This is a genomic window from Arthrobacter phoenicis (assembly GCF_047238215.1).
In the GTDB taxonomy this organism is placed as follows: domain Bacteria; phylum Actinomycetota; class Actinomycetes; order Actinomycetales; family Micrococcaceae; genus Arthrobacter.
Genome location: NZ_JBDFMK010000001.1, coordinates 2,659,886 through 2,684,471 on the forward strand (window position 1 = coordinate 2,659,886; position 24,586 = coordinate 2,684,471).

The 24,586-nt window shown below is 70.3% G+C and carries 23 protein-coding genes and 2 pseudogenes; 16 read left to right on the forward strand and 9 right to left on the reverse strand.

Annotated elements, in window-relative coordinates:
- Nucleotides 1–137 precede the first annotated feature (137 nt).
- The 3 genes and pseudogenes from ABC337_RS12570 to ABC337_RS12580 all read left to right on the forward strand — a co-directional run.
- Nucleotides 138–608, forward strand: a pseudogene (locus ABC337_RS12570) (ATP-binding cassette domain-containing protein); the annotation flags it as partial.
- Nucleotides 609–1,009: 401 nt separating this feature from the next.
- Nucleotides 1,010–1,684, forward strand: coding sequence for an ATP-binding cassette domain-containing protein (locus ABC337_RS12575; protein WP_412883682.1), 675 nt, complete (start codon nucleotides 1,010–1,012; stop codon nucleotides 1,682–1,684).
- Between the two features lie 36 nt (nucleotides 1,685–1,720).
- Nucleotides 1,721–2,074, forward strand: a complete 354-nt coding sequence (locus ABC337_RS12580) for a hypothetical protein (protein ID WP_412883681.1) — start codon at nucleotides 1,721–1,723, stop codon at nucleotides 2,072–2,074.
- 39 nt (nucleotides 2,075–2,113) lie between these two features.
- Here the strand turns inward: ABC337_RS12580 and ABC337_RS12585 are convergent, their stop codons facing one another.
- From ABC337_RS12585 to ABC337_RS12595, 3 genes are all read right to left on the reverse strand, one after another.
- On the reverse strand, nucleotides 2,114–3,790 hold the full coding sequence (locus ABC337_RS12585; protein ID WP_412883680.1) for an ABC1 kinase family protein: 1,677 nt from the start codon (nucleotides 3,788–3,790) through the stop codon (nucleotides 2,114–2,116).
- An 84-nt stretch (nucleotides 3,791–3,874) separates the two neighbouring features.
- A complete protein-coding gene (gene corA / locus ABC337_RS12590) occupies nucleotides 3,875–4,870 on the reverse strand; it encodes a magnesium/cobalt transporter CorA (RefSeq protein WP_290255830.1) in 996 nt (331 codons plus the stop codon).
- A gap of 7 nt (nucleotides 4,871–4,877) precedes the next feature.
- Nucleotides 4,878–5,414 (reverse strand): Lrp/AsnC family transcriptional regulator, encoded by a 537-nt coding sequence (locus ABC337_RS12595; RefSeq protein WP_412883679.1) that lies wholly within the window; start codon nucleotides 5,412–5,414, stop codon nucleotides 4,878–4,880.
- 175 nt (nucleotides 5,415–5,589) lie between these two features.
- Between ABC337_RS12595 and ABC337_RS12600 the strand changes: the two genes are divergently transcribed.
- Nucleotides 5,590–6,825, forward strand: a complete 1,236-nt coding sequence (locus tag ABC337_RS12600; protein WP_412883678.1) for an MFS transporter — start codon at nucleotides 5,590–5,592, stop codon at nucleotides 6,823–6,825.
- A 47-nt stretch (nucleotides 6,826–6,872) separates the two neighbouring features.
- Here ABC337_RS12600 and ABC337_RS12605 read toward each other — a convergent pair whose 3' ends face one another.
- Entirely contained in the window at nucleotides 6,873–7,379 is a 507-nt protein-coding gene (locus ABC337_RS12605) for an Lrp/AsnC family transcriptional regulator (protein WP_412883677.1), read from the reverse strand.
- Between the two features lie 132 nt (nucleotides 7,380–7,511).
- Here ABC337_RS12605 and ABC337_RS12610 point away from each other — a divergent pair, with 132 nt between their 5' ends.
- Nucleotides 7,512–8,675 (forward strand): trans-sulfuration enzyme family protein, encoded by a 1,164-nt coding sequence (locus ABC337_RS12610; protein WP_412883676.1) that lies wholly within the window; start codon nucleotides 7,512–7,514, stop codon nucleotides 8,673–8,675.
- On the opposite strand, the gene ABC337_RS12615 is transcribed toward ABC337_RS12610, so the two are convergent.
- On the reverse strand, nucleotides 8,672–9,988 hold the full coding sequence (locus ABC337_RS12615; RefSeq protein WP_412883675.1) for an MFS transporter: 1,317 nt from the start codon (nucleotides 9,986–9,988) through the stop codon (nucleotides 8,672–8,674). The genes ABC337_RS12610 and ABC337_RS12615 overlap by 4 nt on opposite strands.
- Nucleotides 9,989–10,103: 115 nt before the next feature.
- On the opposite strand from ABC337_RS12615, the gene ABC337_RS12620 reads away from it, so the two are divergent.
- Nucleotides 10,104–11,087, forward strand: coding sequence for a LysR family transcriptional regulator (locus tag ABC337_RS12620; RefSeq protein WP_412883674.1), 984 nt, complete (start codon nucleotides 10,104–10,106; stop codon nucleotides 11,085–11,087).
- A gap of 48 nt (nucleotides 11,088–11,135) precedes the next feature.
- Here the strand turns inward: ABC337_RS12620 and ABC337_RS12625 are convergent, their stop codons facing one another.
- Complete coding sequence (locus ABC337_RS12625; protein ID WP_412883673.1) at nucleotides 11,136–12,161, reverse strand: nitronate monooxygenase; 1,026 nt, start codon at nucleotides 12,159–12,161, stop codon at nucleotides 11,136–11,138.
- Between the two features lie 49 nt (nucleotides 12,162–12,210).
- Here ABC337_RS12625 and ABC337_RS12630 point away from each other — a divergent pair, with 49 nt between their 5' ends.
- A complete protein-coding gene (locus tag ABC337_RS12630; protein WP_412883672.1) occupies nucleotides 12,211–13,143 on the forward strand; it encodes an N-acetylglucosamine kinase in 933 nt (310 codons plus the stop codon).
- A gap of 41 nt (nucleotides 13,144–13,184) precedes the next feature.
- On the opposite strand, the pseudogene ABC337_RS12635 reads toward ABC337_RS12630, so the two are convergent.
- Nucleotides 13,185–13,943: pseudogene (locus tag ABC337_RS12635) on the reverse strand (pirin family protein); the annotation flags it as partial.
- On the opposite strand from ABC337_RS12635, the gene ABC337_RS12640 reads away from it, so the two are divergent.
- The 8 genes from ABC337_RS12640 (at nucleotide 13,924) to ABC337_RS12675 (ending at nucleotide 21,925) form a co-directional block, all read left to right on the forward strand.
- Complete coding sequence (locus tag ABC337_RS12640; RefSeq protein WP_412883671.1) at nucleotides 13,924–14,406, forward strand: NUDIX hydrolase; 483 nt, start codon at nucleotides 13,924–13,926, stop codon at nucleotides 14,404–14,406. The pseudogene ABC337_RS12635 and the gene ABC337_RS12640 overlap by 20 nt on opposite strands.
- A gap of 266 nt (nucleotides 14,407–14,672) precedes the next feature.
- Complete coding sequence (gene rsgA, locus ABC337_RS12645; RefSeq protein WP_412883670.1) at nucleotides 14,673–15,878, forward strand: ribosome small subunit-dependent GTPase A; 1,206 nt, start codon at nucleotides 14,673–14,675, stop codon at nucleotides 15,876–15,878.
- Nucleotides 15,879–16,143: 265 nt separating this feature from the next.
- Complete coding sequence (locus ABC337_RS12650; protein WP_412883669.1) at nucleotides 16,144–17,235, forward strand: ABC transporter ATP-binding protein; 1,092 nt, start codon at nucleotides 16,144–16,146, stop codon at nucleotides 17,233–17,235.
- Nucleotides 17,235–17,936 carry an ABC transporter permease gene (locus ABC337_RS12655; protein ID WP_412883668.1) on the forward strand — a complete coding sequence of 234 codons (702 nt, stop codon included), beginning with the start codon at nucleotides 17,235–17,237 and terminating at the stop codon, nucleotides 17,934–17,936. Before ABC337_RS12650 ends, ABC337_RS12655 begins: the two co-directional genes overlap by 1 nt.
- On the forward strand, nucleotides 17,933–18,679 hold the full coding sequence (locus ABC337_RS12660) for an ABC transporter permease (protein WP_290255817.1): 747 nt from the start codon (nucleotides 17,933–17,935) through the stop codon (nucleotides 18,677–18,679). Before ABC337_RS12655 ends, ABC337_RS12660 begins: the two co-directional genes overlap by 4 nt.
- On the forward strand, nucleotides 18,676–19,638 hold the full coding sequence (locus tag ABC337_RS12665) for an ABC transporter substrate-binding protein (RefSeq protein WP_290255816.1): 963 nt from the start codon (nucleotides 18,676–18,678) through the stop codon (nucleotides 19,636–19,638). The genes ABC337_RS12660 and ABC337_RS12665 overlap by 4 nt, the downstream gene beginning before the upstream one ends.
- A 142-nt stretch (nucleotides 19,639–19,780) precedes the next feature.
- Entirely contained in the window at nucleotides 19,781–21,001 is a 1,221-nt protein-coding gene (locus ABC337_RS12670; protein ID WP_412883667.1) for a pyridoxal phosphate-dependent aminotransferase, read from the forward strand.
- 69 nt (nucleotides 21,002–21,070) lie between these two features.
- A complete protein-coding gene (locus ABC337_RS12675) occupies nucleotides 21,071–21,925 on the forward strand; it encodes a polyphosphate kinase 2 family protein (protein WP_412883666.1) in 855 nt (284 codons plus the stop codon).
- On the opposite strand, the gene ABC337_RS12680 is transcribed toward ABC337_RS12675, so the two are convergent.
- Together ABC337_RS12680 and xseA are read right to left on the reverse strand one after the other, a co-directional pair.
- Nucleotides 21,922–22,164, reverse strand: coding sequence for an exodeoxyribonuclease VII small subunit (locus ABC337_RS12680; protein ID WP_412883665.1), 243 nt, complete (start codon nucleotides 22,162–22,164; stop codon nucleotides 21,922–21,924). The two genes, ABC337_RS12675 and ABC337_RS12680, sit on opposite strands and share 4 nt — an antisense overlap.
- Before the next feature lie 26 nt (nucleotides 22,165–22,190).
- Nucleotides 22,191–23,477: an exodeoxyribonuclease VII large subunit gene (gene xseA / locus ABC337_RS12685; RefSeq protein ID WP_412883664.1), complete on the reverse strand. Its 1,287-nt coding sequence runs from the start codon at nucleotides 23,475–23,477 to the stop codon at nucleotides 22,191–22,193.
- 228 nt (nucleotides 23,478–23,705) lie between these two features.
- Here xseA and ABC337_RS12690 point away from each other — a divergent pair, with 228 nt between their 5' ends.
- Nucleotides 23,706–24,572, forward strand: coding sequence for a hypothetical protein (locus ABC337_RS12690; RefSeq protein WP_412883663.1), 867 nt, complete (start codon nucleotides 23,706–23,708; stop codon nucleotides 24,570–24,572).
- The last annotated feature ends 14 nt before the right edge of the window (nucleotides 24,573–24,586 follow it).

Below are 24,586 nucleotides of genomic sequence, written 5' to 3' on the forward strand. Positions count from 1 at the left end.
CGCCACCCGGACTCCACTCCCGCTTCCCACAGCAGCCGGGCCGCCCATCGCACGGTCCGCCGTCGGGCACGGGCGCCCCGAAAGGACCCCCCATGAGCCTGATCCGCCTGAACGACGTCAGCGTCCGCTTCGAGAACATGCCGGTTCTCCGTGAGGTCTTCTTCCGGCTCGAGCCCGGCGACCGGGTGGGGCTGATCGGGAAGAACGGCTCCGGCAAGACCACCGTCCTAAAGCTGGTCCTGGACCAGGTCGCCCCGGACACCGGTACGGTCAGCGTCGATCCCGGCGTCCGCGTGGGCTACTTCTCCCAGTTCTCCGAGCTGAACGGTGCCTCAACCATCACGGAGGTCCTCAACGGACTGTTCGGCCCGGTGAAGGCGGTCGAGGCGGAACTGGCCGGGATCGACGCCGCCATCGCCGCCGATCCCGGCGCCGGGGAACTGGACCGCCTGATCACTCGGCAGGCCGCCCTCTTCGAGGAGATGGAACGGCTGGACGGGTGGGACTACCCGCGCCGGATCGACACCGTGCTGACCACCCTCGGCTTCGAGGACGCCCACCGGCACTGCGCCATCGACGACCTGTCCGGCGGCTGGCGCAACCGCGCCGCGCTGGCGAAGATCCTGCTCGAAAGCCCGGACGTGTTGCTGCTGGACGAGCCGACCAACTTCCTCGACGTCGCCGGGGTGCAGTGGCTGGAGAACTGGTTCCGTGACTTCAAGGGCGCCGCCGTCATCGTCTCGCACGACCGCATGTTCCTGGACGCCGTGGTCACGCGGATCGTCGAAGTGGAGAACTACCACCTGCACGAGTACCCGGGGAACTTCGCCGAATACGTGGTCCAGAAGCAGTTCCGGCTCAAGACCCTGGAACAGCAGTTCGTCCACGAGGCCGAGCTGCTCGCCTTCGAGGCGGAGGGAATTGCCGACCGGCGCGAGGCCGTCAAGGCCGCCAGCCGGGGCCTGGAGAACAAGCTGGCCAAGATCAAGAAGTCCCGCACCCCCGGCCGGTGGACCAGATCGTCACCGAGATCTACGGCGGCCTGCACGTCAAGGACGTCCTCTGCCGGGTCGAGGGGCTGGAGAAGGCCTACGACGGCAGGACGCTGTTCACGGGCCTGGGCTTCGAGATCCGCAAGGGCCACCGGATCGCCGTCCTGGGCGCCAACGGCAGCGGCAAATCCACCCTCCTGCGGGTCCTCACCGGCGAGGAGGCCCCCGACGCCGGCACGGTCACCTGGGCCAAGGGCCCGGGGTACGTCTCCTACAACGCCATGCTGGCGGGGCTCGACGACGGCGACACCGTCTCGCACGCCGTCAACGCCCTCCCGGACAGCCTGGCCCTGACCGCCACCAGGAAGTCGGTCAACCGCTTCCTCGCGATGTTCCAGTTCTCCGAGGCGGACCTCAAGCAAAAGATCGGCAACCTCTCCGGCGGCCAGAAGGCCCGCGTCGCCATGGCCCAGTGCCTGCTCTCGGGGGCGTCCGTGCTGCTCCTCGACGAACCCACCAACCACCTGGACCTCTCCAGCACCCAGGTGATGGAACGGGCCCTGCTGCACTTCCCGGGCGCCGTCGTGGTGGTCAGCCACGACCGGTTCTTCACGGACAAGATCGCCACGCGGCTGCTGGTCTTCGGGGCCGACGGCGCCGCCCCCGGCCAGGTGGAGCAACGCGCCGCCTGACCTGCGGCGGCTGACGGCGCCGACTAAAATGGGGCAATGGCGGAACAACCTCCGGACCTACCTCCGGACCAACATCCGGACCAGGGACCCGATCCGTGGGAGGAATTCGACCGGCTTGGCCCGGCACGGCAGGACCGTGTGCGCGGACAGCCGGGCGGCGAGCCCAACGGCTTCGGCTTCCGCACAGGAGTCCGCAGCGCGAAGGTGGCCGTCGGCTTCGCGGTGTATGCGCTGGTTCTTGGCAGCATCCTGGTCGGTGCGGGGGTGGTCTACTTCATCGGCCACCGGGAGTGGCTCTGGCTCGCGCTGATGGCGGCGATCGAGGCGGTATTCGTCCTGGCCTTTGCCCGGCTGGTGGCGCAGGCACGGCATCGCCGCCCCACACCCTGAGGCAGTCCCGCTAAACCTGCTGGATTGAAGCGGGCGGCCCTAGCCGGTCCCGCGCCGCCGGTGCGGCCTCGAGCCGAGTGCCAGGTAGCCGCCGAGCGCGCCGACCCCGCCCAGCCCGGCGGTGAACAGGGCCTTGGGCCACCGTTTCCACCGGTCAGGCTGGAAGGACACGAGTTCCCCGACGGCGCCGATCAGCGCGGCGACGATCAGGCCCGCGACGATCCGGTTGCCGGTCTTCTCCGCCCGGTCCATCAGCGCCTGGAGTTCACCGGCCCGGAAGTGCACGTCCACCCCGCCGCGCTCCAGCACCTCCAGCAGCCTCCGGGCCAGTTCCGGGGCCTCGATGCCGAACCTCAGCGCCTCCCACCCGAGCTTCTTCAGCCGTTCCGCCACCGCCTCCGGGGTGAGCGAGGAGAGCACCACGCCGCGGGCGAAGGGCCCCAGCTGTTCGGTCAGCTCGAAGCCGGGGTCCAGCTGTTTGCCCAGCCCGTCGGCCATGACCAGCATCTTGACCATCAGGGCCGTCTCCCGCGGCAGGCGGAGCCGGCTGGTCCGCAGCAGGCCCGCCAGCTCGGCCAGCACCGGCACCAGCGGCACCTCCGCCAGCGGCCGGTCGGCGTAGCGGTCCAACAGCCGGCCCAGCGCCGCCTGCAGGGTGCCGTAGTCGCCGTCGGCGCCTCCGCAGAGCCGCACCACCGCCGTGGTCAGGCTCCGGGGGTCCTTATCCACCACCGCCAGCAGTACCCGCACCAGGTTCCACCGGGCGCCGTCGTCGATCCTGCCCACCATGCCGAAGTCGATGATGCCCAGCCTGCCGTCGGGTTCGACGAAGAAGTTTCCCGGGTGCGGGTCGGCGTGGAAGAACCCGTCCTCGAAGACCATCTTCAGCAGCACGGTGCAGGCCCGGACGGCGAGGTCCCCGGTGTCGATTCCCGCCGCCCGCAGCGCGCCGACGTCGCTGATCTTGATGCCGCGCAGCCGCTCCAGGGTCAGTACCCGCGTGGTGGTGGCGTCCCAGAAGACCCGGGGGATGTGCACGCGCGGGTCGCCGGCGAAGTTCGCCGCGAACTGCTCGGCGTTGCGCGCCTCCTGCAGGTAGTCGAGTTCCGCCCGGAGGGTCTGGGCGAACTCGTCCACCAGCGCCGCGACCCGCCAGCCGGCCACGGCCGCGGATGCCTGTTCGGCGCGTTTGGCCAGTTCGGCCATGATTTCCAGGTCCTCCTTGACCTCCTCGACGACGCCGGGCCGGCGCACCTTGACCACGACGTCGGCCAGGGCGCCCCCGTCGGCCGCGCCGCCGCCGGCGAGGATTGCCTCGTGGGCCTGCCCGATGGAACCGGTGGCGAGCGGGGTGTCCCGCAGCCCATCCAGCAGCTGGTGCGCGGCCGGCCCGAGCTCCTCGGCGATGACGGCGCGGATCTGTTCGGCCGGGATGGCGGGGGAGGCGTCCTGCAGGGTGGCGAGTTCCGCGGCGTAGTCCGTGGGCAGGATGTCGGTCCGGGTGGAGACGATCTGGCCGAACTTGATGAACACCGTCCCGAGTTCCTCCAGGGCCAGGCGCACCCGCTCCGGGGCAGGCATCCGGGCGCCGGGCGTGCCGGCGGCCAGGCCGGGAAGGTGCAGCCGCTCCAGGTGCAGCCCGCCCACCGCGAACCCCAGCCCGTGCCTGCCCAGGGTCTCCACGATGTGCCGGAACCGCTCCCGCCGCGCGCTCATGCGGCCAGAGTACACGGGGGCGCGGGAAGCGGGGCGGTAGGGAAGGCCCGCCCGTGAGCGGGCGGCGGTGTCAGCGGGCTCCGGTCAGAGCCAGCCCTTCCGCTTGAAGATGGCGTACATCAGCGTCGCCGTGGCGGCCATCAGGCCGATCGCCATCGGATACCCGAACGCCCAGTGCAGCTCCGGCATGTTCTCGAAGTTCATGCCGTACACCCCGGCCACGAAGGACGGGGCGAAGAAGATCGCGGCCCAGGAGGAGATCTTCTTGACCTGCTCGTTCTGCTCGGCGCTCGCCTCATTCTGGCGGTTGGCGGTCAGCGTGCCGTCCAGGGTCAGCGCGTTCTGCAGCAGGTCGCGGAAGGAGTCCGCGCGGGAGATCAGCCGCTCCACGTGGTCCTCGACGTCGCGGAGGTTGTGCTGCAGTTCCGAATCCACGCGGTATTTCTCGAAGCCGCTGCGGAGGTGCTGCATCATGGCCGGCAGCGGATGGATGGCCCGCTGGAAGTGGATCACCTCGCGGGCGAGCTCATAGATGCGCCGGGAGACCAGGGGGTCGCCGCTGAAGAGCTGGTCCTCGATCTCGTCGATGTCGTTTTCCAGCCCGGCAACCACGGGCCCGTAGTCGTCCACCACCTGGTCCATCAGGGCGTAGAGCACGGCCTCGGGACCATGGCAGAGCAGGTCCGGGCGCAGCTCCAGGCGGCGCCGAACCTGGCCGACGCCGGCGGTCTCCGCGTGCCGCACCGTCACGACGAAGTTGCGACCGGTGAAGACGTGCAGCTCGCCGAACTCCACGGTCTCGGAGTCGTCCAGGTAGCGGGCGGGCCGGAGCACGGTGAAGAGGTTGTCGTCGTAGCGCTCAAGCTTGGGGCGCTGGTGGGCGGAGACGGCGTCCTCCACGGCGAGGCCGTGCAGCCCGAATTCGGCGGCGACGGCGGCCATTTCCTCGGTGGTGGGGCGGTACAGGCCGATCCACGCCATGCCGCCGTGGCGGTTCAGGGTCTCGAAGGTCTGTTCCAGGCTCTCGGGTTCGGCCCGGCGGACGCCGTCCACGTAGACGGCGTTGTCGATGATAGTCACCGGGCCATTATCCAGCGTCGGTGCCGTCACCGGGCGCAACGGCCCGGCGCGCTGGCCGCGCAGCGGTTCCGGCGGCGCCCTGGGCCAGCCGGCTGATCAGCGGCTCGGTGCGGTAGGGGATGTGGGTGTGCAGGGCGAGCACCGTCTCGGTCCGGATGACGCCTTTGATCCGCAGGATGGAGCGCAGGGCAGTCTGGAGATTGTGCGTGTCCGTGGCGACCAGCCGGCACCAGACGTCGCCCCGGCCCGAGATTTCGTGCACCTCCAGGACCTGGGGGATGAGGCGCAGCGCTGCGACCACGCCGTCGAGCTCCCGGTGGTTCACCTCGATCGTGACGAACGCGACGACGTCGTATCCCACCGCTTCCAGGTCGATCTCGCGGCCGCCGTCGTGCAGGATCCCCGAACGCAGCATCCGCCTGACCCGGGTCTGCGCCGTGTTCCGCGCGATGCCCAGGGCGTCGCTGAGTTCGCCGATCTGGACCCGGGGATCCTTGACCAGTTCCAGCAGGATCCGCAGGTCGGTGGGGTCGAGGCTGTTCAAATCATCACTCCGGTTCATCCGTGCGGGTCATCATTGATGGTTTTGATCAATCTTGGCATGAAAAGGGATGTGAACGATCATTCGTGCCGCATTCTGGAGGCATCCATTTCTTTACCGGGTCCGCGGCCTCCCTACCGGGAACGCCCGCGGCACCCCGATGTGCAGGGACACCGTCATGACCGTCTTCAGTGAACTCCGCATGCGCCCGGCCACCGCCGCCCGCTGGGGTTGGGATGCCTCCGTCACCGCCCGGCTGGTGATGGCCGGCGTCGTCATCTTCACGCTCCTGGTGGGAGCCAATCTCGCGACCCCGCTCTACCCGCTGCTGCAGACCCGGCTGGGCATCTCGGCGCTGGACGTGACAGTGGCGTTTTCCGCCTACGTCCTGGCCCTCGTGGCCACCCTGATCCTTGCGGGGCACTGGTCCGATCACATCGGCCGGCGGGCTGCCCTGGTGCTGGCCGTCCTGACCGGCCTGGCCGGAGGACTCGTCTTTGCCTTGGCCGACAGCCTGGCGGCGCTCTGCGCGGGCCGCGCCCTGCAGGGCGCCGCGGTGGCGCTGGCCACGGGCGCGAGCTCCGCGGCGCTGCGTGAACTGCTGCCCAGCCGGCCCGAATGGGCCTCCCGGTTCACGCTGCTCGCCTCGGCCGGCGGGGTGGCGGCCGGGCCTGCGATCGGCGGGCTGCTCTCGGTGTTCCCGGGTCCGACGTCGACGCCGTATTACCTGCACTCGCTGGTCCTGGCGGCGCTGCTGGTCCCGCTGTACCTGCTCAAAGCCCGCCCGGCGATCACCTCCACCGCCGGGCAGCAGCCGCTGAAGGTCCTCGCCCCGCGCCGGCCCTCCGTCTCCAGCGAGGCACGGGGCGCCTTCTGGATCGCCTCGTCGGTGGGCTTCCTCAGCTTCGCCGTGTTCGGTTTCTGCCTCTCCCTGGCCCCGGGCTACTTCGCGCAGATCGTCCACGCCGACTCGCGGCCGCTGATCGGTGTGCTGGCCGGGCTCACCCTCGCCGCGTCCGCCCTGAGCCAGCTGCTGGCCGTGCGGGGACGCTTCGTGGTGCCGGTGGGGCTCGTGCTGCTCTCCGTGTCGGTGCTGTTGATCGCCGCCGCTGCCGCCTGGAGCAGCCCCTGGCTGCTGGTCGCGGCCAGCGTCACCGCCGGCCTGGGCCAGGGCGTGGCGTTCCGGACCGTCTTCAACACCGTCGCCGGCAAGGTCGAGGCGGCCCGCCACGCGCAGATCATCAGCACCGTGTACGTGATCACCTACCTCGGCAGCGCCTTCCCGGTGATCGGCCTCGGCCTGGCCGCCGGCGCTGTCGGGCTGCAGACCGCGGTGGCCGGCTTCGTGGTGCTCTGTGCCGCGCTGGGCCTGGTCCTCGCGGCGGTGTCGCTGCGGCAGGCGCTGCGCGCCTAGTCCCGCGCTTCCGCGGGCGGCGAAGGTCCCACGACTCCGCGCGCTCTTCAGTCCGGCAGCGGCCCGTGGTTTCCCTGGATGTGGTCGAAGACCAGCGTGGTTTCCGTGTGGCCCACCACCGGGTCCGTGGCCAGGTTGTCCAGCACCCAGTCGCGCAGATCCTCGGTGGTGGCCACGGCAATGTGCAGCAGGTAGTCCACCGAGCCGGAGGTGTGGAAAGTCGAGAGCACGGCGGGCAGCTTGGGCACGCGGGCGGTGAACCGGTCGATCTGTTCGCGGTCGTGGGCCCGCAGGCGCACGGCGATCAGCGCCTGCACGGACCGGCCGACGGCGGGGAGGCTGAGCTTGGCCTCAAAGCCCTGGATGATGCTACGGTCGGAGAGCGCCCGGGTGCGCATCAGGGCGGTAGACGGCGCGATGCCCACCAGCTCGGCCAGCTGCTTGTTGGAGATGCGGGCGTCCGCCACCAGCGCCGCCAGCAGACGCTCATCGATCGCGTCCAGCGGTTCGCCGGCCCCCGCTCCGGTCCGAACATTCTTCGCGGCACTGCTCACGGGTCCTCCTCGATCTGGTTTAGGTTCATCATAGGCGGCCATATCCGCCGGTTCCATTCGAAACACCTGTCTCCTTCCGAATATCTGCCGGATACTTTCCCTATTCAATGGCGAATATTCACAAGGAGAATCGTGCTTTCCTTCGACTCCCAGGCCGTCCACGCCGGCCGTCAGGGCCTCACGGACCAGGGCCTGCATGCCGTCCCGATCGACCTGTCCACCACCGCCCCGCTTCCCTCCGTCCACGACGGCGGCCTCGCCTACGAGCAGCTGGCCACGGGTGGCACCCCGCTGGAGGGCCAAAGCACGGTCTACCAGCGGCTCTGGAACCCGACGGTGGCACGCTTCGAAGAGGGCGTGGCCCTGCTTGAGGCGATGCCCGAGGCCGTGGGCTTCGCCAGCGGCATGGCGGCGCTGAGTGCCGCACTGCTGGCCGTCGTGGCGACGGGCCGGAAGCACGTCGTCGCCGTCCGGCCGCTCTACGGCGGCAGCGACCACCTGCTGGCCACCGGCGCACTGGGCACCGAGGTCACCTTCACCACGGCCGACGGCGTGCGCGGTGCGCTGCGGCCGGACACCGGCCTGGTCATCCTGGAGACACCGGCGAACCCCAGCCTGGACCTGGTGGACATCGCCGCCGTCGTGGCCGCCGCCGACGGGGTCCCGGTGCTGGTGGACAACACCTTCGCCACCCCGGTGCTACAGCAGCCGGCACGCCACGGGGCGGCCATGGTGCTGCACAGTGCCACCAAGTTCATCGGCGGCCACGGGGACGCGATGGGCGGGGTCATTGCGGCCGACGGCGAGTGGGCCGCCCGGCTGCGGAGGGTGCGGGCCATCACCGGCGGAATCCTGACGCCCTGGCCGGCCTACCTGCTGCATCGCGGCCTGGCCACCCTGCCGGTCCGGGTCCGGGCCCAGCAGGTCGGCGCGCATAAGGTGGCCTTCGCCCTGGCCGGCCACGGGCTGGTCCGCCGCGTCTACTACCCGGGACTGCCGGACTGCGATCCGCAGGGGCTGGTGGGGACCCAGATGGCCGGACCGGGATCGCTGCTGGCCTTTGAGCTGGGCAGCCCGGACCATGCCGAGCGGCTTCCGGGCGCCGTCCGGCTGCTCAGCCACGCGGTCTCCCTGGGCGGCATCGACTCCCTCATCCAGCATCCCGCCGGCCTGACACACCGGCCCGTTGCGGCCGAGGCGAGGCCGCACGCCGAGCTGTTGCGGGTCTCGGTGGGCCTCGAGGACCCGGCGGACATCATCGCGGACATGGTTCAGGCCCTGGAAGCCACGCGCTAGGCCTGCGCGGCGCCGGGCACCCCGGCCGGATGGACGACGGCGGTGACGGCCGCCGTCGTCGCCGCCAGTGCCATGACCCCCAGGGCCAGCGCAGTCCAGCCCAGCGACTGGAACAGCAGGCCCCCTGCCCAGCCCAGGACGCTGGAGCCCAGGTAATACGCGAGGTTGTAGAGCGAGGCGGCCTGGGCCCGGCCGCCGCTGGCGATCACCCCGGTCCAGCCGGAGCCGATGCTGTGGGCGGCGAAGAAACCGCCGGTGAAGATCAGGAGCCCGGCCAGGATCAGGACCAGCTGGGCGGTGAGCGTCAAGGCGAGGCCGCCCACCATCAGCACCGTGCCGGCGATCAGGACGTTCCGCCGGCCATACCTCGCGGTCAGCCCGGCGGCCCAGCGGGCCGAGACCGTGCCGGAGAGATAGGCCAGGAAGATCAGGCTAATCAGGGTGGCCGGCAGGCCGAACGGTGCTGCGGAGAGCCGGAAGCCCAGATAGTTGTAGACCGCCACGAACCCGCCCATCAGCAGGAAGGCCTGCAGGTAGATGGCCAGCAGTCGGGGGTTCCGGCTGTGGCGTCCCAGGGTGGCCAGCGCGCCGCGCAAGCCCCCGGCGGGGGATGGGGTGAAGTTCCGGGCCGGCGGGACCAGGACCAGGAATAGGACCGCCGCCACCGCGGCCATGGCGGAGACGCACAGGACGGCGGCGCGCCAGCCCCAGAGTTCGCCGACGGGCCCGGCGAGCAACCGGCCGGCCAGCCCGCCCAGGGTGGTGCCGGCAACGTAGGTCCCGGCGGCCAGGGCGGCCTGGGCCTTGGTGATCTCCTCATTCAGGTAGGCCACCGCGATCGCCGGAATCCCGCCCAGTGCCATACCTTCCAGTGCCCGCAGGGCGAGCAGCACCGGGAATGTCGGCGCCAGCGGCGCCAGCAGGCCGAAAACGGTTGCCGCCGAGATCGCCCAGGCCATGGCCCGGACCCGTCCCACCCGGTCCGCAACAAAGGACCACGGCAGGACCGTGAGGGCCAGCCCGACCGTGGCGAGGGAGATCGTCAGGGCGGCCTCCGCCGCGGTGACCTGCATCCCGCGCGCAATCAGCGGCAGGACGGCCTGGGTGGAGTACAGCTGCGCGAACGTGGCGACGCCGGCGAAGGCCAGGCCGGCGAGGATCCTGCGGTACCCCGCGGAGCCCTTGCGGTGGCCGGCCCACGCTGCCTGGGGTTCCCGGTGCTCCTGGTTCCCCGGGAGTTCAGCGCCGGCGACGGGCGGAACCGCGGGGGTGGGCCGGCCGGTGGCGGGGCTGGAGGCGGGGTGGTGGGGCATCTGCCCAGCGTAGACGTCGGCCGGGTATGCTTCCAATGCATCATTATCATCAGATTCATAGCCGTAACGGAACACTTCCGGCCCGTCGGGAGGTCCCGTGCCGAGGAGGTCCCGCGTGGATGTGGAGCACAAACACCTTGTCCAGCTGCTGCCGCTGCTTCCGGTCCTGGCCGAGCTGGGCCGGACCCGGCACGTCACCGCGGCGGCCGAGGCCTTGGGCGTGCCGCAATCCACGGTCAGCCGCGGCATAGCGCGGGCAGGCCGCCTCATCGGTACGGAACTGCTGCTCCGTGACGGCCGGGGTGTCCGGCTCACCCCTGCGGCGGAGGCGTTGCTGCCGCACATCGAGGCAGCACTTTCCCAGTTTCAGGCGGGACTGGACGTGGTCCGGCACGAATCGGAGGTGGTCCGCGGCAGGATCGCGGTGTCCTTTCAGCACACCTTCGGCGAGGCGATGCTGCCCCTGCTGATTAGCGCCTTCCACCGGCGGCACCCGCAGCCGGCCTTCCAGCTCAGCCAGGGCTCCCGCGACGGATGCCTGGCCGAGCTTGCCGCGGGCGAGGCGGACCTGGCGTTGACCGCCCCCGTCGCCGCCCCCACCCGGGGAATTTCCTCCGCCGCCCTCTACCGTGAACCGCTGCGGTTGGTGGTCCACCACAGTCACCGTCTGGCGGGCCGGGCAAGCGTGCCGCTGGCCGAAGTGCGGGCCGAACCGTTCGTGGCGATGGGCTCCGGGTACGGGCTGCGCTCCCTCTCCGATGCCCTGTTCCGGGAGGCCGGGTTCCGGCCGCGGATTGCCTTCGAAAGCCAGGACTCCCATACGGCCCGGGGCCTGGTCTCGGCCGGGCTGGGCGTCAGCATCCTTCCGCCGGCGGGGCCGTCCCTGGACCGGCACCAGCCCGGGCAGCCGCCGGAACTGGGCTGGGTGGAGCTGGCGCTGGAGTCGGACCTGGCCTTCCGTGAGATCGGCCTCGCCTGGCGGGAACAGCGCGGCGGGGCCGACGCCGAACCGGACCCGGTACGGCTGTTCCGGGAGCTGGTGCTCAGCGAGGGCCCCTCCCTGCTGGCAGGCTTCGTCCGTGGCCGCTCCGGGCACTGACTGGTCGTCTCCGGCGGCCGGTGCGCTGCGCCGGCGCGTTAAGCCCGGCTAGCCCAGGAGTCGTGCCAGCACCCCGGCGACCGGCCCGGGCTGCGCCTCCCGCCATCCGGTGCCCGCCCAGAGGTTCAGCCGTTCCGGATCGCCGGCGGCGGCTGCGGCGGCCCGCAGCGGGGCCGTCAGGTGATGGACCGCGGGGTAGGCTTCCGGCGCGTCGGGGTGTGCGGCGACGAACTCGTTCACCAGGGCCCGGGCGGAGCGTCCCGTGAACGCCCGGGTCATGGCCGTTCCGGTGAAGCGCGGGTTGGCCAGTGCGTCCTTGTGCAGCTGGCGGGTTCCGCTTTCCGCGGTGCGCAGCAGGGCCGTCCCTACCTGTGCGGCGCCGGCCCCCGCGGCGAGGACGCCGGCCACGCCGGACGCGTCCATGATGCCGCCAGCAGCCACCAGGGGGAGTCCGACGGCGGCGTGGACGGCCCGCACCAGGTCCGCCGTCGTTCCCTCCGCAGGCCCGGCCGATCCCGGCAGGAAGGCCCCGCTGTGCCCGCCAGCGCAGGAGTGCTGCACCACCACGGCGTCCACGCCGCGTTCCTCCGCAAGCCTCGCCTCGGCCACCCCGGTCACCGTGGCCAGGACCAGGGAACCTTTCTGCTGCAGGCGACGCACCGTGTCCGTCCCGGGCAGGCCGAAGGTGAAGCTGACCAGTTCCACGGGGTCGGCAAGCAGCAGCTCGATCTTCTCCTGCCAGCTGTCGTCATCGTCCAGCCGCGGCGCCGGGAGCTCAATGCCGTAGCGCTCCGCCTCGGGGATCAGCTCCTGGCGGTACGCCTCCAGCGCCGCCATCACGGCGGGGCCCGGCGGCAGCTGGGCCGGGTCGGGGACGAAGACGTTCATCCCGAACCTGGCGCCCGTGGCGCGCACGGAGCGGATCTCGGCCGCCATGGCGGCGGGGTCCATGTAGCCGGCGGCAAGGAAGCCCAGGCCGCCGGCCTGGTGCACGGCGGTGACGAACGACGGCGTCGACGTCCCGCCGGCCATCGGCGCTGCGATGACGCTGGTGCCAAACATCGGGTGCGGCATGGGTACTCCTGACGGGATTTTCGGCGGCCGTTGTCAGTAGGCTTGTCCGGTGACCCATTCTGACACTCCCTCCGTTTCCCCGGCCGCCGTCCCGAGCCCTGACGGGGCCGTGATCGGCCTGGACATCGGCGGAACGAAGACCCGCGGTGTCCGCTTCGAAGCCGGCGTCCCCGTGGCCGACGAGTCCGTCGGCAGCGCCAACGTCCAAAACGTCACTCCCGAGGAGGCGGCCAGGAACCTGGCGGAGCTGTTTGCCCGGATCGGCGGCGGCACGATCGCCCGCGTCTATGCCGGCGCCGGCGGCATCGATACGGACGAGGACGCCGCCGCGCTCGCCGCGCTGATTGCCCCGCACGCCCCCGGCGCCCGGGTCACCGTGGTGCATGACTCCCGGCTGCTGCTGGCGGCCGGGGGAGCCGCCACCGGAGTGGCCGTCATCGCCGGCACCGGTTCCGCCGCCTGGGGGCGCAACGCCGACGGCGCCGAGGCCCGGGCCGGAGGCTGGGGTTACCTGCTCGGCGACGAGGGCAGCGGCTACTGGCTCGGCCGGGAAGCTGTCCGGCACAGCCTGCGCCGGATGAATCAGGGACTGGAACCCGACGAACTGACCCGGGCGCTGCTGGCCTCCTGCGGCACGGACCACCCCAACAAGCTCATTGCCCTCTTCCACTCACCGGCCACCGGTCGGCGCTTCTGGGCCCAGCAGGCGCGTCTGGTGGTCGAGGCCGCCGACGCCGGACACCCCGCCAGCCAGGCCTTGATCGGACAGGCCGGACGCGACCTGGCGGACCTCGCCGCGCAGACCCTCCGGCAGCTCGGCATCGCCGGGCCGGTGATCCTGGGCAGCGGGCTCGGTATGAACGTGGTGCGCCTGCAGGATGCGTTCCGCACTGCGCTCGCCGCCGAGGGGATCACCGACGTCCGGGTGCTGCAGCAGGAGCCGGTGTTCGGGGTCCTGCAGCTCGTCGCCGAACAGGACTGAGCCGGCCTACCAGGGCCCGGCGGGCCACCCCTCCGTCGTCGTTAGTGCCGCCGGCGCGGTCGCAAGGGAACCCCGGGCAGCGGCGGCGCGGGGATCCGCCCGGCTTCCGGGCCGGCCTCGGGCCCGTGGCCTGGCACCAGGCCGAAGCGGGCCGACGCGGCGTCCGCGTCCGTGAGTCCGGCCTGCGCCTCCCAGTCCGCCCTCGCCTGGGCCACCTCCTCGTGGCTGCGGCCGACGAAGTTCCACCACATCAGCAGTTCCTCCTCGAACGGTTCCCCGCCGAGCAGCACGAACCGGGTCCCGGGAGCGGCCACCAGTTTCAGTCGGTCCCGGCCGGTGCCGAGGTAGCCCAGCGGTCCCGGCGGCACCTGCTGGCCGTCCAGTTCCACGCTGCCGTCGAGCACCAGGACGGCGTGCTCGAAGTCCGGGTCCAAGGGCAGGTCCAGGGGCCCGTCGCAACTGATGTCGGCCCCAAGGATCGGAGTGAAGGTGGTGGCGGGCGACGTCGTCCCGGCCAAGCTTCCCACCATGACCGTCGCCGCGAAGCCCTCGCCGCGGACCACGGGCAGGTCCCGGTGCTGTTCGAACGCCGGGGCGCGGTGCCGGTCGCTGTCCGGGAGCGCCACCCACAGCTGCAGGCCGCGCTGCAGAGGCATTTCGGCATCGGGGCCGCCGGGCAGCACCGCGAACTCGGAGTGGGAGACGCCCCGGCCGGCGGTCATGATGTTGAGCTCCCCGGGCCGCACAATCACGTCGCTGCCCACGCTGTCGCGGTGCCGGATGGTTCCCGCCAGCGGCCAGACCCTGCCATTCGACACCCGCCCGGCCGCCTACGGCGTCGTCATCCGCGACGACAGCCTCCTCCTCGCGTACTGGAAGCAGGGCGGCCGCGAGGGCTGGACGCTGCCCGGCGGGGGACTGGACCTGGCCGAACACCCCGTGGACGGCTGCCGGCGGGAGATCTTCGAGGAGACAGGCTACGACGCCGCCGTCGGCGCCCTGCTTGGCGTCGACGTCGGGTACTGGCCCGCCGAGTCACGGCTCGACGGCGGCCACCGGGACTTCCAGTCGCTCCGGCTCGTCTACGAAGCGGAGATCACTGGGGGAGAGTTGCGCCATGAGGTCGGCGGCAGCACCACGCACGCGGCATGGATCCCGCTGGCCGAGGTCGCCGGACTGAACCGGGTCTCGCTGGTGGACGTGGCGTTGAGGCTCTACCGGGAACGGCCGCTGGACGGCAGGCTCTCCCCGAACGGGCCCTAGCCAGCGGCCGCGGGGGCGGCTACCCTGAAGACACCGGGCCGTGAACGGCAGCGGGGAAATGCGAAAGTTACTGCGGGGGAGGTGAACGTGATGATTGCAACGGACCAGTGTGCGCAGCGCACCATCAGCAGCCACAGCACACGTTCTGCCCCGGCCGTCCGCGCTTCCTGACCCGACCACCGGCGCCCCCTGCCGGGCGGGTATCCACCGGTCCATTCCGACCGCGGCGGGCGACATGTCCCGGGGCCCAGTACAAAGGGTTCCCATTGAACGCTCATTTGAACGCGCACTCTGCACCATCTCTTCACCACCACCACGGCCTCCAGGGCCCGGAAGCGTACGGTTTCACCGATTCTGTCCGGGACCTGTTTGCCGGCCATCCCGTGTCCGGAGGAACCGGTGCCGGCCGCGTGGCCCGCGTCGACCGCACCCGCGTCGTGGTCGCCGCCCACGACGGTCCGCTCCACCTCCCTTATCCCCGCCACGGCGGCCTGCCCGCCACCGGCGACTGGGTGTGGCTCGGCCGCGACAGCGCGGGGGAGACGGTCATTATCGACGTCCTGCCCCGCCGGACCGCCCTGACCCGCAAACAGGCCTTCGACGCCTCCTCGGAGGCCCAGGTGCTTGGCGCCAACATGGACCTCGTAGGGGTGGTGGTGCCGGTGGACCGGCCCCTCACCCATAACCGCCTGGAGCGCACGCTTGTGGCCGCCTGGGATTCCGGCGCCACACCCCTGGTGGTCATCACGAAGGCGGACCTGGCGGGCGTGGCGGACGACGTCGTCGCCACCGTCCTCCACCAGGCTGCCGGCGCCGCGGTGGTCACCACGTCCGCGCAGCAGGGCGACGGGCTCGAGGAACTGCTCGCCCACCTGCCTCCGGGAGGCACCATCATGCTGCTGGGACCCTCCGGAGCCGGGAAGTCGACGCTGATCAATGCGCTCGCCGGGGCCGACGTCCAGGACACCGGCCCCGTCCGGACCGGTGACGGCAAGGGCCGCCACACCACCACCGTCCGCGAGTTGGTGCCGCTCCCGGGCGGCGCCGTCCTGATGGACACCCCGGGGGTGCGCGGCTTCGGCCTGTACGACGCCGAGGACGGCATGGGAGAGATGTTCGGCGACCTCGAGGAGCTGTTTGCCGCCTGCCGGTTCGCCGACTGCGCCCACGACCGCGAACCGGGCTGCGCCGTTCAGGCGGCGCTCGCCGACGGCACCCTGGAGGCCCGCCGCTGGACCAGCTACCGGAAGATGGAGCGCGAGCTCGCCGCCCTGGGCCGCCGGCACGACGCGGCCGCGCGCCGGGCCTACCAGCGGGAATGGCACCAGAAAGTGTCCGCGGCCAGCCGCGGCCAGCGGGCGGCGGAACGCCTGGGTGAGGGGTACGGGGCCAAACGGGCCGCCGGCTCCGGTGAACCCGGCAGCGGCAGGGGCGCCAGCAGGGGTAACAAGGCCGGGCGGCGCGGCCGCTAATGGAAAGTTACGCCCATCCGTCCGGTCAACGGTGCCGAAGTCTCCGCGGGGAGAGTTTCGCTCTCCCCGCGGAGGCGGTCCGCCGTCGCTGCGGGAGACGCGGGCGCCGTGGGACGGTTTGATCACTTTTTCGACTCGTTTGATCAACCTGTCTGCGGCGCCCGTTACGCTGGGCTCCTACTCGCTTTACAGTAAAAAATAAGCATGCATATGATCAGTTGGCTGGACCGTCCCATGTTGCCGCCAACAGTTAGGTAAGCCCGTAATGGCAGAGGCCATGATCGAGTTCCAGAGCGTCACGAAGACGTACCAGGGCGGCCAGGCCGCCGTCGACGATCTGAGCATGTCCATCGACAAGGGCGCGATCACGGTTTTCGTCGGCCCGTCCGGCTGCGGCAAGACCACCTCCCTGCGGATGATCAACCGCATGGTGGAGCCGACCTCGGGCACCCTGACCGTGGACGGCCGGGACGTCACCAGCGTCCCCGCACCCCAGCTGCGCCGCTCCATGGGCTACGTCATGCAGTCCTCCGGCCTCATGCCGCACCGCACAGTCCTGGACAACATCGCCACCGTCCCGCGGCTCAACGGCGTCTCCAAGGCCGAATCCCGCAAGCGCGCCGAGGAGCTGCTCGACGTCGTCGGGCTCGCCTCCACCCTCGGGAAGCGCTACCCCTCCCAGCTCTCCGGCGGCCAGCAGCAGCGCGTCGGCGTGGCCCGGGCGCTCGCCGCGGACCCGCCCGTGCTGCTCATGGACGAGCCGTTCAGCGCCGTGGACCCCCTGGTCCGCGACGAGCTGCAAAAGGAACTCCTGCGCCTGCAGCGGGACCTCGCCAAGACCATCGTGTTCGTCACCCACGACATCGACGAGGCCACCGTCCTGGGGGACAAGGTTGCCGTCTTCGCTACCGGTGGAAAGCTCGCCCAGTACGCCGCGCCGGAGGAAATCCTGCGCGCTCCCGCGAATGAGTTCGTGGCGGCCTTCGTGGGCCGGGACCGCGGCTTCCGGCACCTGGCCTTCAGCCCGTCCGACGGCGTCCGCATCCACGCAGCGCAGACCGTCCGGCTCCACGAGCTCGGCACCGGCAACGGGGCCGGAGACTGGCAGCTGGTGGTCGATGACGAGGGCCGTCCCCTGGGCTGGAGCGGTCCCGGGGCAGGAGCGGCCACCGTCCCCGGCGGCTCCCTCTTCCGCAAGGGCGAGACCCTCCGCCGCGCCCTGGATGCGGCGCTGTCCTCGCCCTCGGGCCTGGGAGTCGCCGTCGACGACGACGGCCGCGTCGCCGGGATTCTCAAGGCCGACGAGGTGCTCGCCGTCATCGACGCGGACCGGCGGGCCAGGCAGGGACGGCTCTGATGGAATGGTTCCTGGCCAACAGCGGAACCGTCTTCACCCTCGCGGGCCAGCACCTGGTCCTCGCGGTGATTCCGATGGTCCTGGGCCTGCTGATCGCGATCCCGCTCGCCCAGCTGGCGCGACGCAGCAGCACCCTCCGGGCCGTGGTCCTCACGGCCTCGTCCCTGCTCTACACCATTCCCTCCCTCGCGCTGTTCATCATCCTGCCCACCGTGATCGGCACCCGGATCCTGGACCCCCTCAACGTGGTCGTCGCGCTGACCATCTATGCGGTGGCGCTCCTGGTCCGTGCCGCCCTCGACGCCTTCGATTCGGTGGACGATGACCTGCAGCAGGCCGCCGTCGCCATGGGCTTCAGGCCGCTGGCCCGCTTCCTGCAGATCGACCTGCCGCTGTCCCTGCCCGTGATGTTCGCCGGCCTCCGGGTGGTCTCGGTCAGTAACATCTCGCTGGTCAGCGTCGCGGCGCTGCTGGGCATCGGAAACCTCGGCATGCTGTTCACCTCCGGACTGCAGCGCGACTTCGTCACCGAGGTGATGGTGGGCATCATCGCCATCCTGATCCTCGCCCTCGTGATGGACGCAATCCTCGTGGTCCTCGAACGCCTCCTGACCCCGTGGGCCCGCGCCGCGGGCGCCACCCCGGCCGGCTCGGAGCGGGCCACCCGCGGCAGCGCGGCCACCGTGGAGGCCGGCGCATGAGCAACGTCTTCTCCGATACTTTCGCCTGGCTGGCCGACCCGGACCACTGGTCCGGCAGCACCGGGATACCCGTACGCCTGGCCGAGCACCTGCAGTACACCGGCCTGGTCATGCTGATCGCCGTGGCCATCGCCGTGCCGGTGGGCCTGTACGTCGGACACACCGGCCGCGGCCGGGTGGCCGTCGTCGCCCTCGCCGGCGCGCTGCGGGCCCTGCCCACCCTGGGCCTGCTGACGCTCTTTGTTTTGCTCGCCGGAATCGGGCTGATGCCCCCGGTCTGGGCCCTCGTGATCCTGACCGTCCCGCCCCTGCTGGCCGGCACCTATGCCGGCATCTCCAGCGTGGACCGGAACGTGGTGGACGCCGCCCGCGCGATGGGCATGACCGAACTCCAGGTGCTGTTCCGGGCCGAGTTCCCCAATGCCCTGCCCGTCATGTTTGGCGGGTTCCGCACCGGCGTGCTGCAGGTCATCGCCACCGTCTCGGTGGTCGCGTACATCAACCTCGGCGGCCTGGGGCGCTACCTCTTCGACGGGCTGGTGCTCTCCGACTTCCCCCAGATGCTCGGCGGTTCGCTGCTGATCGCCGTGCTGGCGATCGCCGTCGACCTCGTCCTCGCCCTGTTCCAGCGGCTCTTCCTCGTCCGGGGCGCCGCCCGCACACCAAACCGGGGCCAGCAGGCCACGGTTGATCTCACAGACCCCGCGACCGCGGAGCCTGTTCTTCAAGGAGGTACATCATGAAGGAAAACCGCCAACGAGCCCTCGGCAGGCGCGCATTCGGCGCCCTGGCCACCGGTGTCGGCCTGGCCCTGGCGCTGTCCGCCTGCGGTGGCTCGTCCAACCCGCTGTCCTCCGCGCCCGCCAGCGGCGGTTCCACCGGCGGCGCCGGCGGGTCCCTGGTGATCGGCTCGGCCGACTTCACCGAGAGCCAGATCATCGCCGAGCTGTACGCCGGTGCCCTGAATGCGGCCGGCGTCACCGCCACCACCAAGCCGAACATCGGCTCCCGCGAGGTGTATTTCAAAGCCGTCCAGGACGGCTCGGTGGACGTGGTTCCGGACTACACCGGCAACCTCCTGCTGTACGTAAACAAGGAAGCCACCGAGGTTTCCGCGGACGACATCGCCAAGGCACTGCCCGGCAAGCTGCCCGACGGCCTGGCAGTGCTGGATGCGTCCAAGGCCGAGGACAAGGACGCCATGGTGGTCACGAAGGCCACCGCGGAGAAGTACAAGCTGAAGTCCATCGAGGATCTGGCCAAGGTTTGCAACGAGATCGTCGTCGGCGCCCCCGCGACGTTCGCCGAGCGCGCCTACGGCCTCCCGGGCCTGAAGAAGAACTACAACTGCGAGCCCAAGAAGCTGGAACCGTTCAGCGACGGCGGCGGCCCCCTGACGGTCAAGGCCCTGCTCTCCGACCAGGTCCAGGTAGCCGATATCTACACCACCACCCCCGCAATCGCGGATAACGACCTGGTGGTGCTGGAGGACCCGAAGAACAACTTCATCGCCCAGCAGGTCCTGCCGCTGTACAACAAGGCGAAGATGACGGACAAGGCCAAGGAAGCGCTGAACGCCGTCTCCAAGCAGCTCACCACTGACGACCTGATCAACCTCAACCGGGCGGTCAGCGGCAGCCAGAAGCAGAACCCGAAGGACGCCGCCGCGGCGTGGCTGAAGGACAAGGGCATCGTCAAGTAGACGGCGCCACCTCCTGACGACGGCGGCCGCCGGGACCCGGATCACCGGGACCCGGCGGCCGTTGCCGTCGGTCCGTGAGGCTGTGACGGTCTGTGAGGCAAGTCTCAGGGGAAGTCCATCACCCTTATGGCATATTTGATGGATGGCAGAAATCCAGCAGTCCACCAAGCTTCATAATGTCCTCTACGACATCCGTGGACCGATTCTTCAGGCCGCCCAGCAGATGGAGGCAGAGGGTCACCGCATCCTCAAACTGAACATCGGAAACCCGGCCCCGTTTGGTTTCGAAGCGCCGGACGCGATCCTGGTGGACATGATCCGCCACCTGCCGCACGCCCAGGGCTACAGCGACTCCCGCGGCATCTTCTCCGCCCGCACCGCCGTCTCGCAGTACTACCAGACCCGCGGCATCCAGAACATCCACGTCGACGACATCTACCTCGGCAACGGTGTCAGCGAACTGATCACCATGTCCCTGATGGCCCTGCTCGACGCCGGCGACGAGGTGCTGATCCCCACACCGGACTACCCGCTGTGGACCGCCTCCGTCGCCCTCGCCGGCGGCAAGCCCGTCCACTATCTCTGCGACGAGGAGTCCGGCTGGCAGCCGGACCTGGAGGACCTGGAAGCCAAGATCAGCCCGCGCACCAAGGGCATCGTGGTGATCAACCCCAACAACCCCACGGGCGCCGTCTACCCCGAGGAGACGCTGAAGAAGATCGTGGCCTTGGCCGAAAAGCACGGCCTGGTGCTCTTCGCCGACGAGATCTACGAGAAGATCCTCTACGAAGACGCCGTCCACGTGAACATGGCGAGCCTCACCGGCGACGACGTGCTCTGCCTGACCTTCAGCGGACTGTCCAAGGCCTACCGTGTCTGCGGGTTCCGGGCCGGCTGGATGGCCATCTCCGGGCCGAAGAAGAATGCCGCGGACTACCTCGAGGGCATCAATCTGCTGGCCAACATGCGGCTCTGCGCCAACGTCCCGGCCCAGCATGCCATCCAGACCGCCCTCGGCGGGTACCAGAGCATCAACGATCTCATCCTGCCCGGCGGCCGGTTGCTGGAACAGCGCAACAAGGCCTACGACATGCTCAACGCCATTCCCGGCGTCAGCACGCAGCAGGCCCGGGGTGCCATGTACCTGTTCCCCAAACTGGACCCCGAGGTCTACCACATCCGGGACGACGAGAAGTTTGTGCTGGACCTGCTCCGGCAGCAGAAGATCCTGGTCTCCCACGGCCGGGCCTTCAACTGGGTGCGGCCGGACCACTTCCGCATGGTCACGCTGCCCAACGTCAAGGACCTGGAGGAAGCCATCAACCGCATGGCGGACTTCCTCAGCCGCTACAAGGGCAACTAGGATTCGGGTCAGCAGCGCCGCCGGACACCCGTCGCGGAGGCAGGCTGCCCGGACCGGAATGAGGCTGTAATGGCAGACGCCGTGAACTTTGAGGAACATCCCGCCGAGTTGCTGAGGGCGGGCAAGAAGTTCAGCCTGGGCGGTGTGGACCCCGGCGCCACCCCCGGGTACAGCGGCGACAAGGCCGCGGGCGAGACCCTGCTCGGCGAACTCGACGGCAAGCTGACCCGGCTCCAGGAGCAGCTCTTCGCGGAGTCGCGCGCCGGTGGCAAGAAACGGGTGCTGCTGGTCCTGCAGGCGATGGACACCGCCGGCAAGGGCGGGATCGTCAACCATGTCATGGGCCAGATGAACCCGCAGGGCGTGCAGCTCAAATCCTTCAAGGCACCCACGGCCGAGGAGCAGTCCTACGATTTTTTGTGGCGGATCGAGAAGGAAGTGCCGGCGGCCGGAATGGTCGGCGTCTTCGACCGTTCCCACTACGAGGACGTCCTGATCCACCGGGTGCACCGCTGGGCCGACGCCGAGGAACTGGACCGCCGCTACCGGGCCATCAACGAATTTGAGGCGCGGCAGGCCGCGGCAGGCACCAAGATCGTCAAGGTGATGCTGCACATCAGCCGGGACGAGCAGCAGGAGCGTCTGCTCGCCCGCCTGGACGATCCGGCCAAGCACTGGAAGTACAGCGGCAACGACCTCAAGGAGCGGGCGTTCTGGGACGACTACATGGACGCCTACCAGGCTGCCTTTGAGCGGACCAGCACCGAGCACGCGCCTTGGCACGTGGTGCCGGCGAACAAGAAGTGGTACGCCCGGATCGCCGTGCAGCAGCTGCTGCTGGACGCACTGGAGTCCCTGGCCCTGCAGTGGCCCGCCCCGGAGATAGACCTGGACATGGAGCGGGAGCTGGTCCGGCGCTCCTAGGACTCGTCGGCCGCGTGCTCCTTCGCGGCGGCCAGGCGCTTCCGGGCACCCTCCAGCCACTGCTCGCAGCGCTTCGCCAGTGCCTCGCCGCGTTCCCACAGGGCGAGTGAGTCTTCGAGGCTGACCCCGCCGGCCTCCAGTTTGCCGACGACCGCGACCAGCTGTTCGCGGGCTTCCTCGTAGCTGAGGGCGTCGAGGTCCGTGTGGGTGGTGGGCGTTGCCGCGCTGTCCGCTGCCATGGTGGTTCTCCTGGTGGTCTGTTGGGTTAGTCGTCGGTGGGTTCGGCGCCGCCGGTGGACCGGGCGGTGAATTTTCCGCCGGCCACCCGGATGGCCAGGGCGGTGCCGTCCGGGGCCTCGTCGGGGGAGCGGATGACCTCGTGCCGGGCCCCGGGTTCGACGATGCCGTCGTCCAACTGGACCACGGCATAGCCGCGGTCCAGGGTTTTCTGCGGGGACAGGGCCCGGATTTGCGCCTTGAGGTGCACCAGCTGGTCCGCGGCGCGGACCACGGCCGTGGTGATCGCGGCGTGCGAGCGGTTCTTGAGCCGTTCGACGTCGTCGTGGCGGGTGGTGATCATCCCCTCGGGGGCGGAGAGGACGGGCCGGGACCGGAGCGATGCCAGCCGGTCAGTTTCCCGGTCGACCAGCCGGCCGACGCCGCGGCGCAGGTGGTCGCGGGCCTGCCGGACCCGGGCGAGTTCCTCCGCCACGTCGGGCACGATCCGCTTGGCCGCGTCGGTGGGGGTGGAGGCGCGCAGGTCGGCGACGTCGTCGAGGATGGGCCGGTCCGCCTCGTGGCCGATCGCGCTGACCACCGGGGTGGACGCCGCGGAGACGGCGCGGATGAGCTCCTCGCTGCTGAACGGCAGGAGATCCTCGAGGGAGCCGCCGCCGCGGGCGATGACGATGACGTCCACCCCCGGATGGGCGTCGAGCTCGCGGAGAGCGCCGAGGACCTGCGCGACGGCGGTGTTGCCCTGGACGGCGACCTCACGGATTTCAAACTCGACGGCGGGCCAGCGCAACGCCGCGTTGCGGAGCACATCTTTCTTGGCGTCCGAGTCCCGGCCGGTGATCAGCCCGATCCGGTGGGGCAGGAGCGGCAGCCGTTTCTTGCGGGATTCGGCAAAGAGCCCCTCGGCGGCCAGCGCCTGGCGGAGCCGTTCGATGCGGGCCAGCAGGTCACCGAGCCCCACCGGGCGGATGTCCTTGACCGACATGTTCAGCCGGCCTGTCTTCAGCCAGAACTCGGCCTTGATCAGGGCCACGACGCGTGAGCCGCGTTCGAGCGGGGTCGCCTGCCGGTCCAGGACGCTGCTCCACACGGACGCCGGCAGGGAGATCTCCGCGTCGATGTCCCGCAGGGTCAGGTAGGCGTTGGAGCCGCGGCGGTTCAGTTCGATGACCTGCCCCTCCACCCACGCCGACGGTGCCCGGTCGATGTAGCCCTTCAGCTTCTGGGAGAGCAGCTGCAGCGGCCACGGGTTATCCGGGCTGGTTCCGGCCGCGGTGGCTGGCAGGGTGGTGGCCTCGGCGGTCTCCTCAGACATGCCGGCGGCTGTCGACGCGGGGTGCCAGGTGCATGGTTGCGGGGTCCTTCGGTGGTGGTCTCGGAACGGTTCCGGCGGCGGGGCCGGCTTCAACTCTATCCATAGCAATACCAGCGGCATCCGACTTTATAACGGCCGGCCTCTTGGAGGCCGGGAGCGCGGTGGTTTAACCGTCCGCCCGGGCTCACCCGTAGGATGGCTTCACTCCCAACCCATCAGGAGACTTTCGTGCGCACTTTTGTCTCGGCCATCGCCGTGCTGATCGGCCTCGCCTTGTCCGCGGTCGCCGTCCCCGCCCTCTGGGTGGACCGCAACATCGTCCAGGAAGACGGTTTTGTTGCCCTGACCGCTCCGCTGGGCAAGGATCCCGCCTTCCAGCAGGGCCTGGCGACGGCGGCGGTGAACGGCATCGGCACCGGCCAGCAGCAGCTCCCGGACGCACTGGCCAACCTGATCAAACCGATCCTGACCGACGCGGCGAAGTCCCTCACCACCGCTCCGGGCTACGCGGACGCCTGGGCGGAGACTCTCCGCCGCAGTCACCGGCTGAGCTTTGCGGACCCGTCGACCCTGCCCCCGGAAACCGACGGCGCTACCTCCCTGACCCTCGACGTCGCACCCTTGGTGGGTCTGGTGGTGAAACGGATCACCGAGGCTTCCCCGCTGCCCCTGTCGCTGAAGGCCCCCGACACGGTCCGGATCAACATCGGGCAATCCAGTCAGCGCCAGATGATCGAACGCGTGTCCGCCTATGCGCCGATGGGAACGCCCGTGGCCGTGGGGGCCGGCATCGCTTTCCTCCTGGCTTTTGTCGCTGCCCGCCGCAAGTGGACCGTTCTGGCCGGTATGGGCCTGGGCGCGCTCGTGCTGGCCGCGGTGTGGAAGTTCGGCTCGGACCTGGCCGGGAAAGCTGTCCTGACGACCTCGGGCGGCAACGACGTCGCGGGCATCTTCAAGCGCGAATTCGTGGACGCCGCCACCGCAAACTTCGGACAGTGGATCATCGCCGCCTTGGTGGCCGGCGGTGCGCTGCTGGTGGCCGGCATCGTACTCCGCATCGTCGCCCCGCACAGGCGGCCCACGGCCCGGCCGTAGCGAACACCGGTAGC

What these genes read in the sequence shown, in the direction of transcription:
- ABC337_RS12580 (WP_412883681.1), top strand. Translation starts at nt 1,721, where the DNA reads ATGGCGGAACAACCTCCGGACCTACCTCCGGACCAACATCCGGACCAG.
- ABC337_RS12585 (WP_412883680.1), bottom strand. Translation starts at nt 3,790, where the DNA reads ATGAGCGCGCGGCGGGAGCGGTTCCGGCACATCGTGGAGACCCTGGGC.
- ABC337_RS12600 (WP_412883678.1), top strand. Translation starts at nt 5,590, where the DNA reads ATGACCGTCTTCAGTGAACTCCGCATGCGCCCGGCCACCGCCGCCCGC.
- ABC337_RS12615 (WP_412883675.1), bottom strand. Translation starts at nt 9,988, where the DNA reads ATGCCCCACCACCCCGCCTCCAGCCCCGCCACCGGCCGGCCCACCCCC.
- ABC337_RS12625 (WP_412883673.1), bottom strand. Translation starts at nt 12,161, where the DNA reads ATGCCGCACCCGATGTTTGGCACCAGCGTCATCGCAGCGCCGATGGCC.
- ABC337_RS12640 (WP_412883671.1), top strand. Translation starts at nt 13,924, where the DNA reads ATGGTTCCCGCCAGCGGCCAGACCCTGCCATTCGACACCCGCCCGGCC.
- ABC337_RS12650 (WP_412883669.1), top strand. Translation starts at nt 16,144, where the DNA reads ATGGCAGAGGCCATGATCGAGTTCCAGAGCGTCACGAAGACGTACCAG.
- ABC337_RS12655 (WP_412883668.1), top strand. Translation starts at nt 17,235, where the DNA reads ATGGAATGGTTCCTGGCCAACAGCGGAACCGTCTTCACCCTCGCGGGC.
- ABC337_RS12660 (WP_290255817.1), top strand. Translation starts at nt 17,933, where the DNA reads ATGAGCAACGTCTTCTCCGATACTTTCGCCTGGCTGGCCGACCCGGAC.
- ABC337_RS12665 (WP_290255816.1), top strand. Translation starts at nt 18,676, where the DNA reads ATGAAGGAAAACCGCCAACGAGCCCTCGGCAGGCGCGCATTCGGCGCC.
- ABC337_RS12670 (WP_412883667.1), top strand. Translation starts at nt 19,781, where the DNA reads ATGGCAGAAATCCAGCAGTCCACCAAGCTTCATAATGTCCTCTACGAC.
- ABC337_RS12675 (WP_412883666.1), top strand. Translation starts at nt 21,071, where the DNA reads ATGGCAGACGCCGTGAACTTTGAGGAACATCCCGCCGAGTTGCTGAGG.
- ABC337_RS12680 (WP_412883665.1), bottom strand. Translation starts at nt 22,164, where the DNA reads ATGGCAGCGGACAGCGCGGCAACGCCCACCACCCACACGGACCTCGAC.
- xseA (WP_412883664.1), bottom strand. Translation starts at nt 23,477, where the DNA reads ATGTCTGAGGAGACCGCCGAGGCCACCACCCTGCCAGCCACCGCGGCC.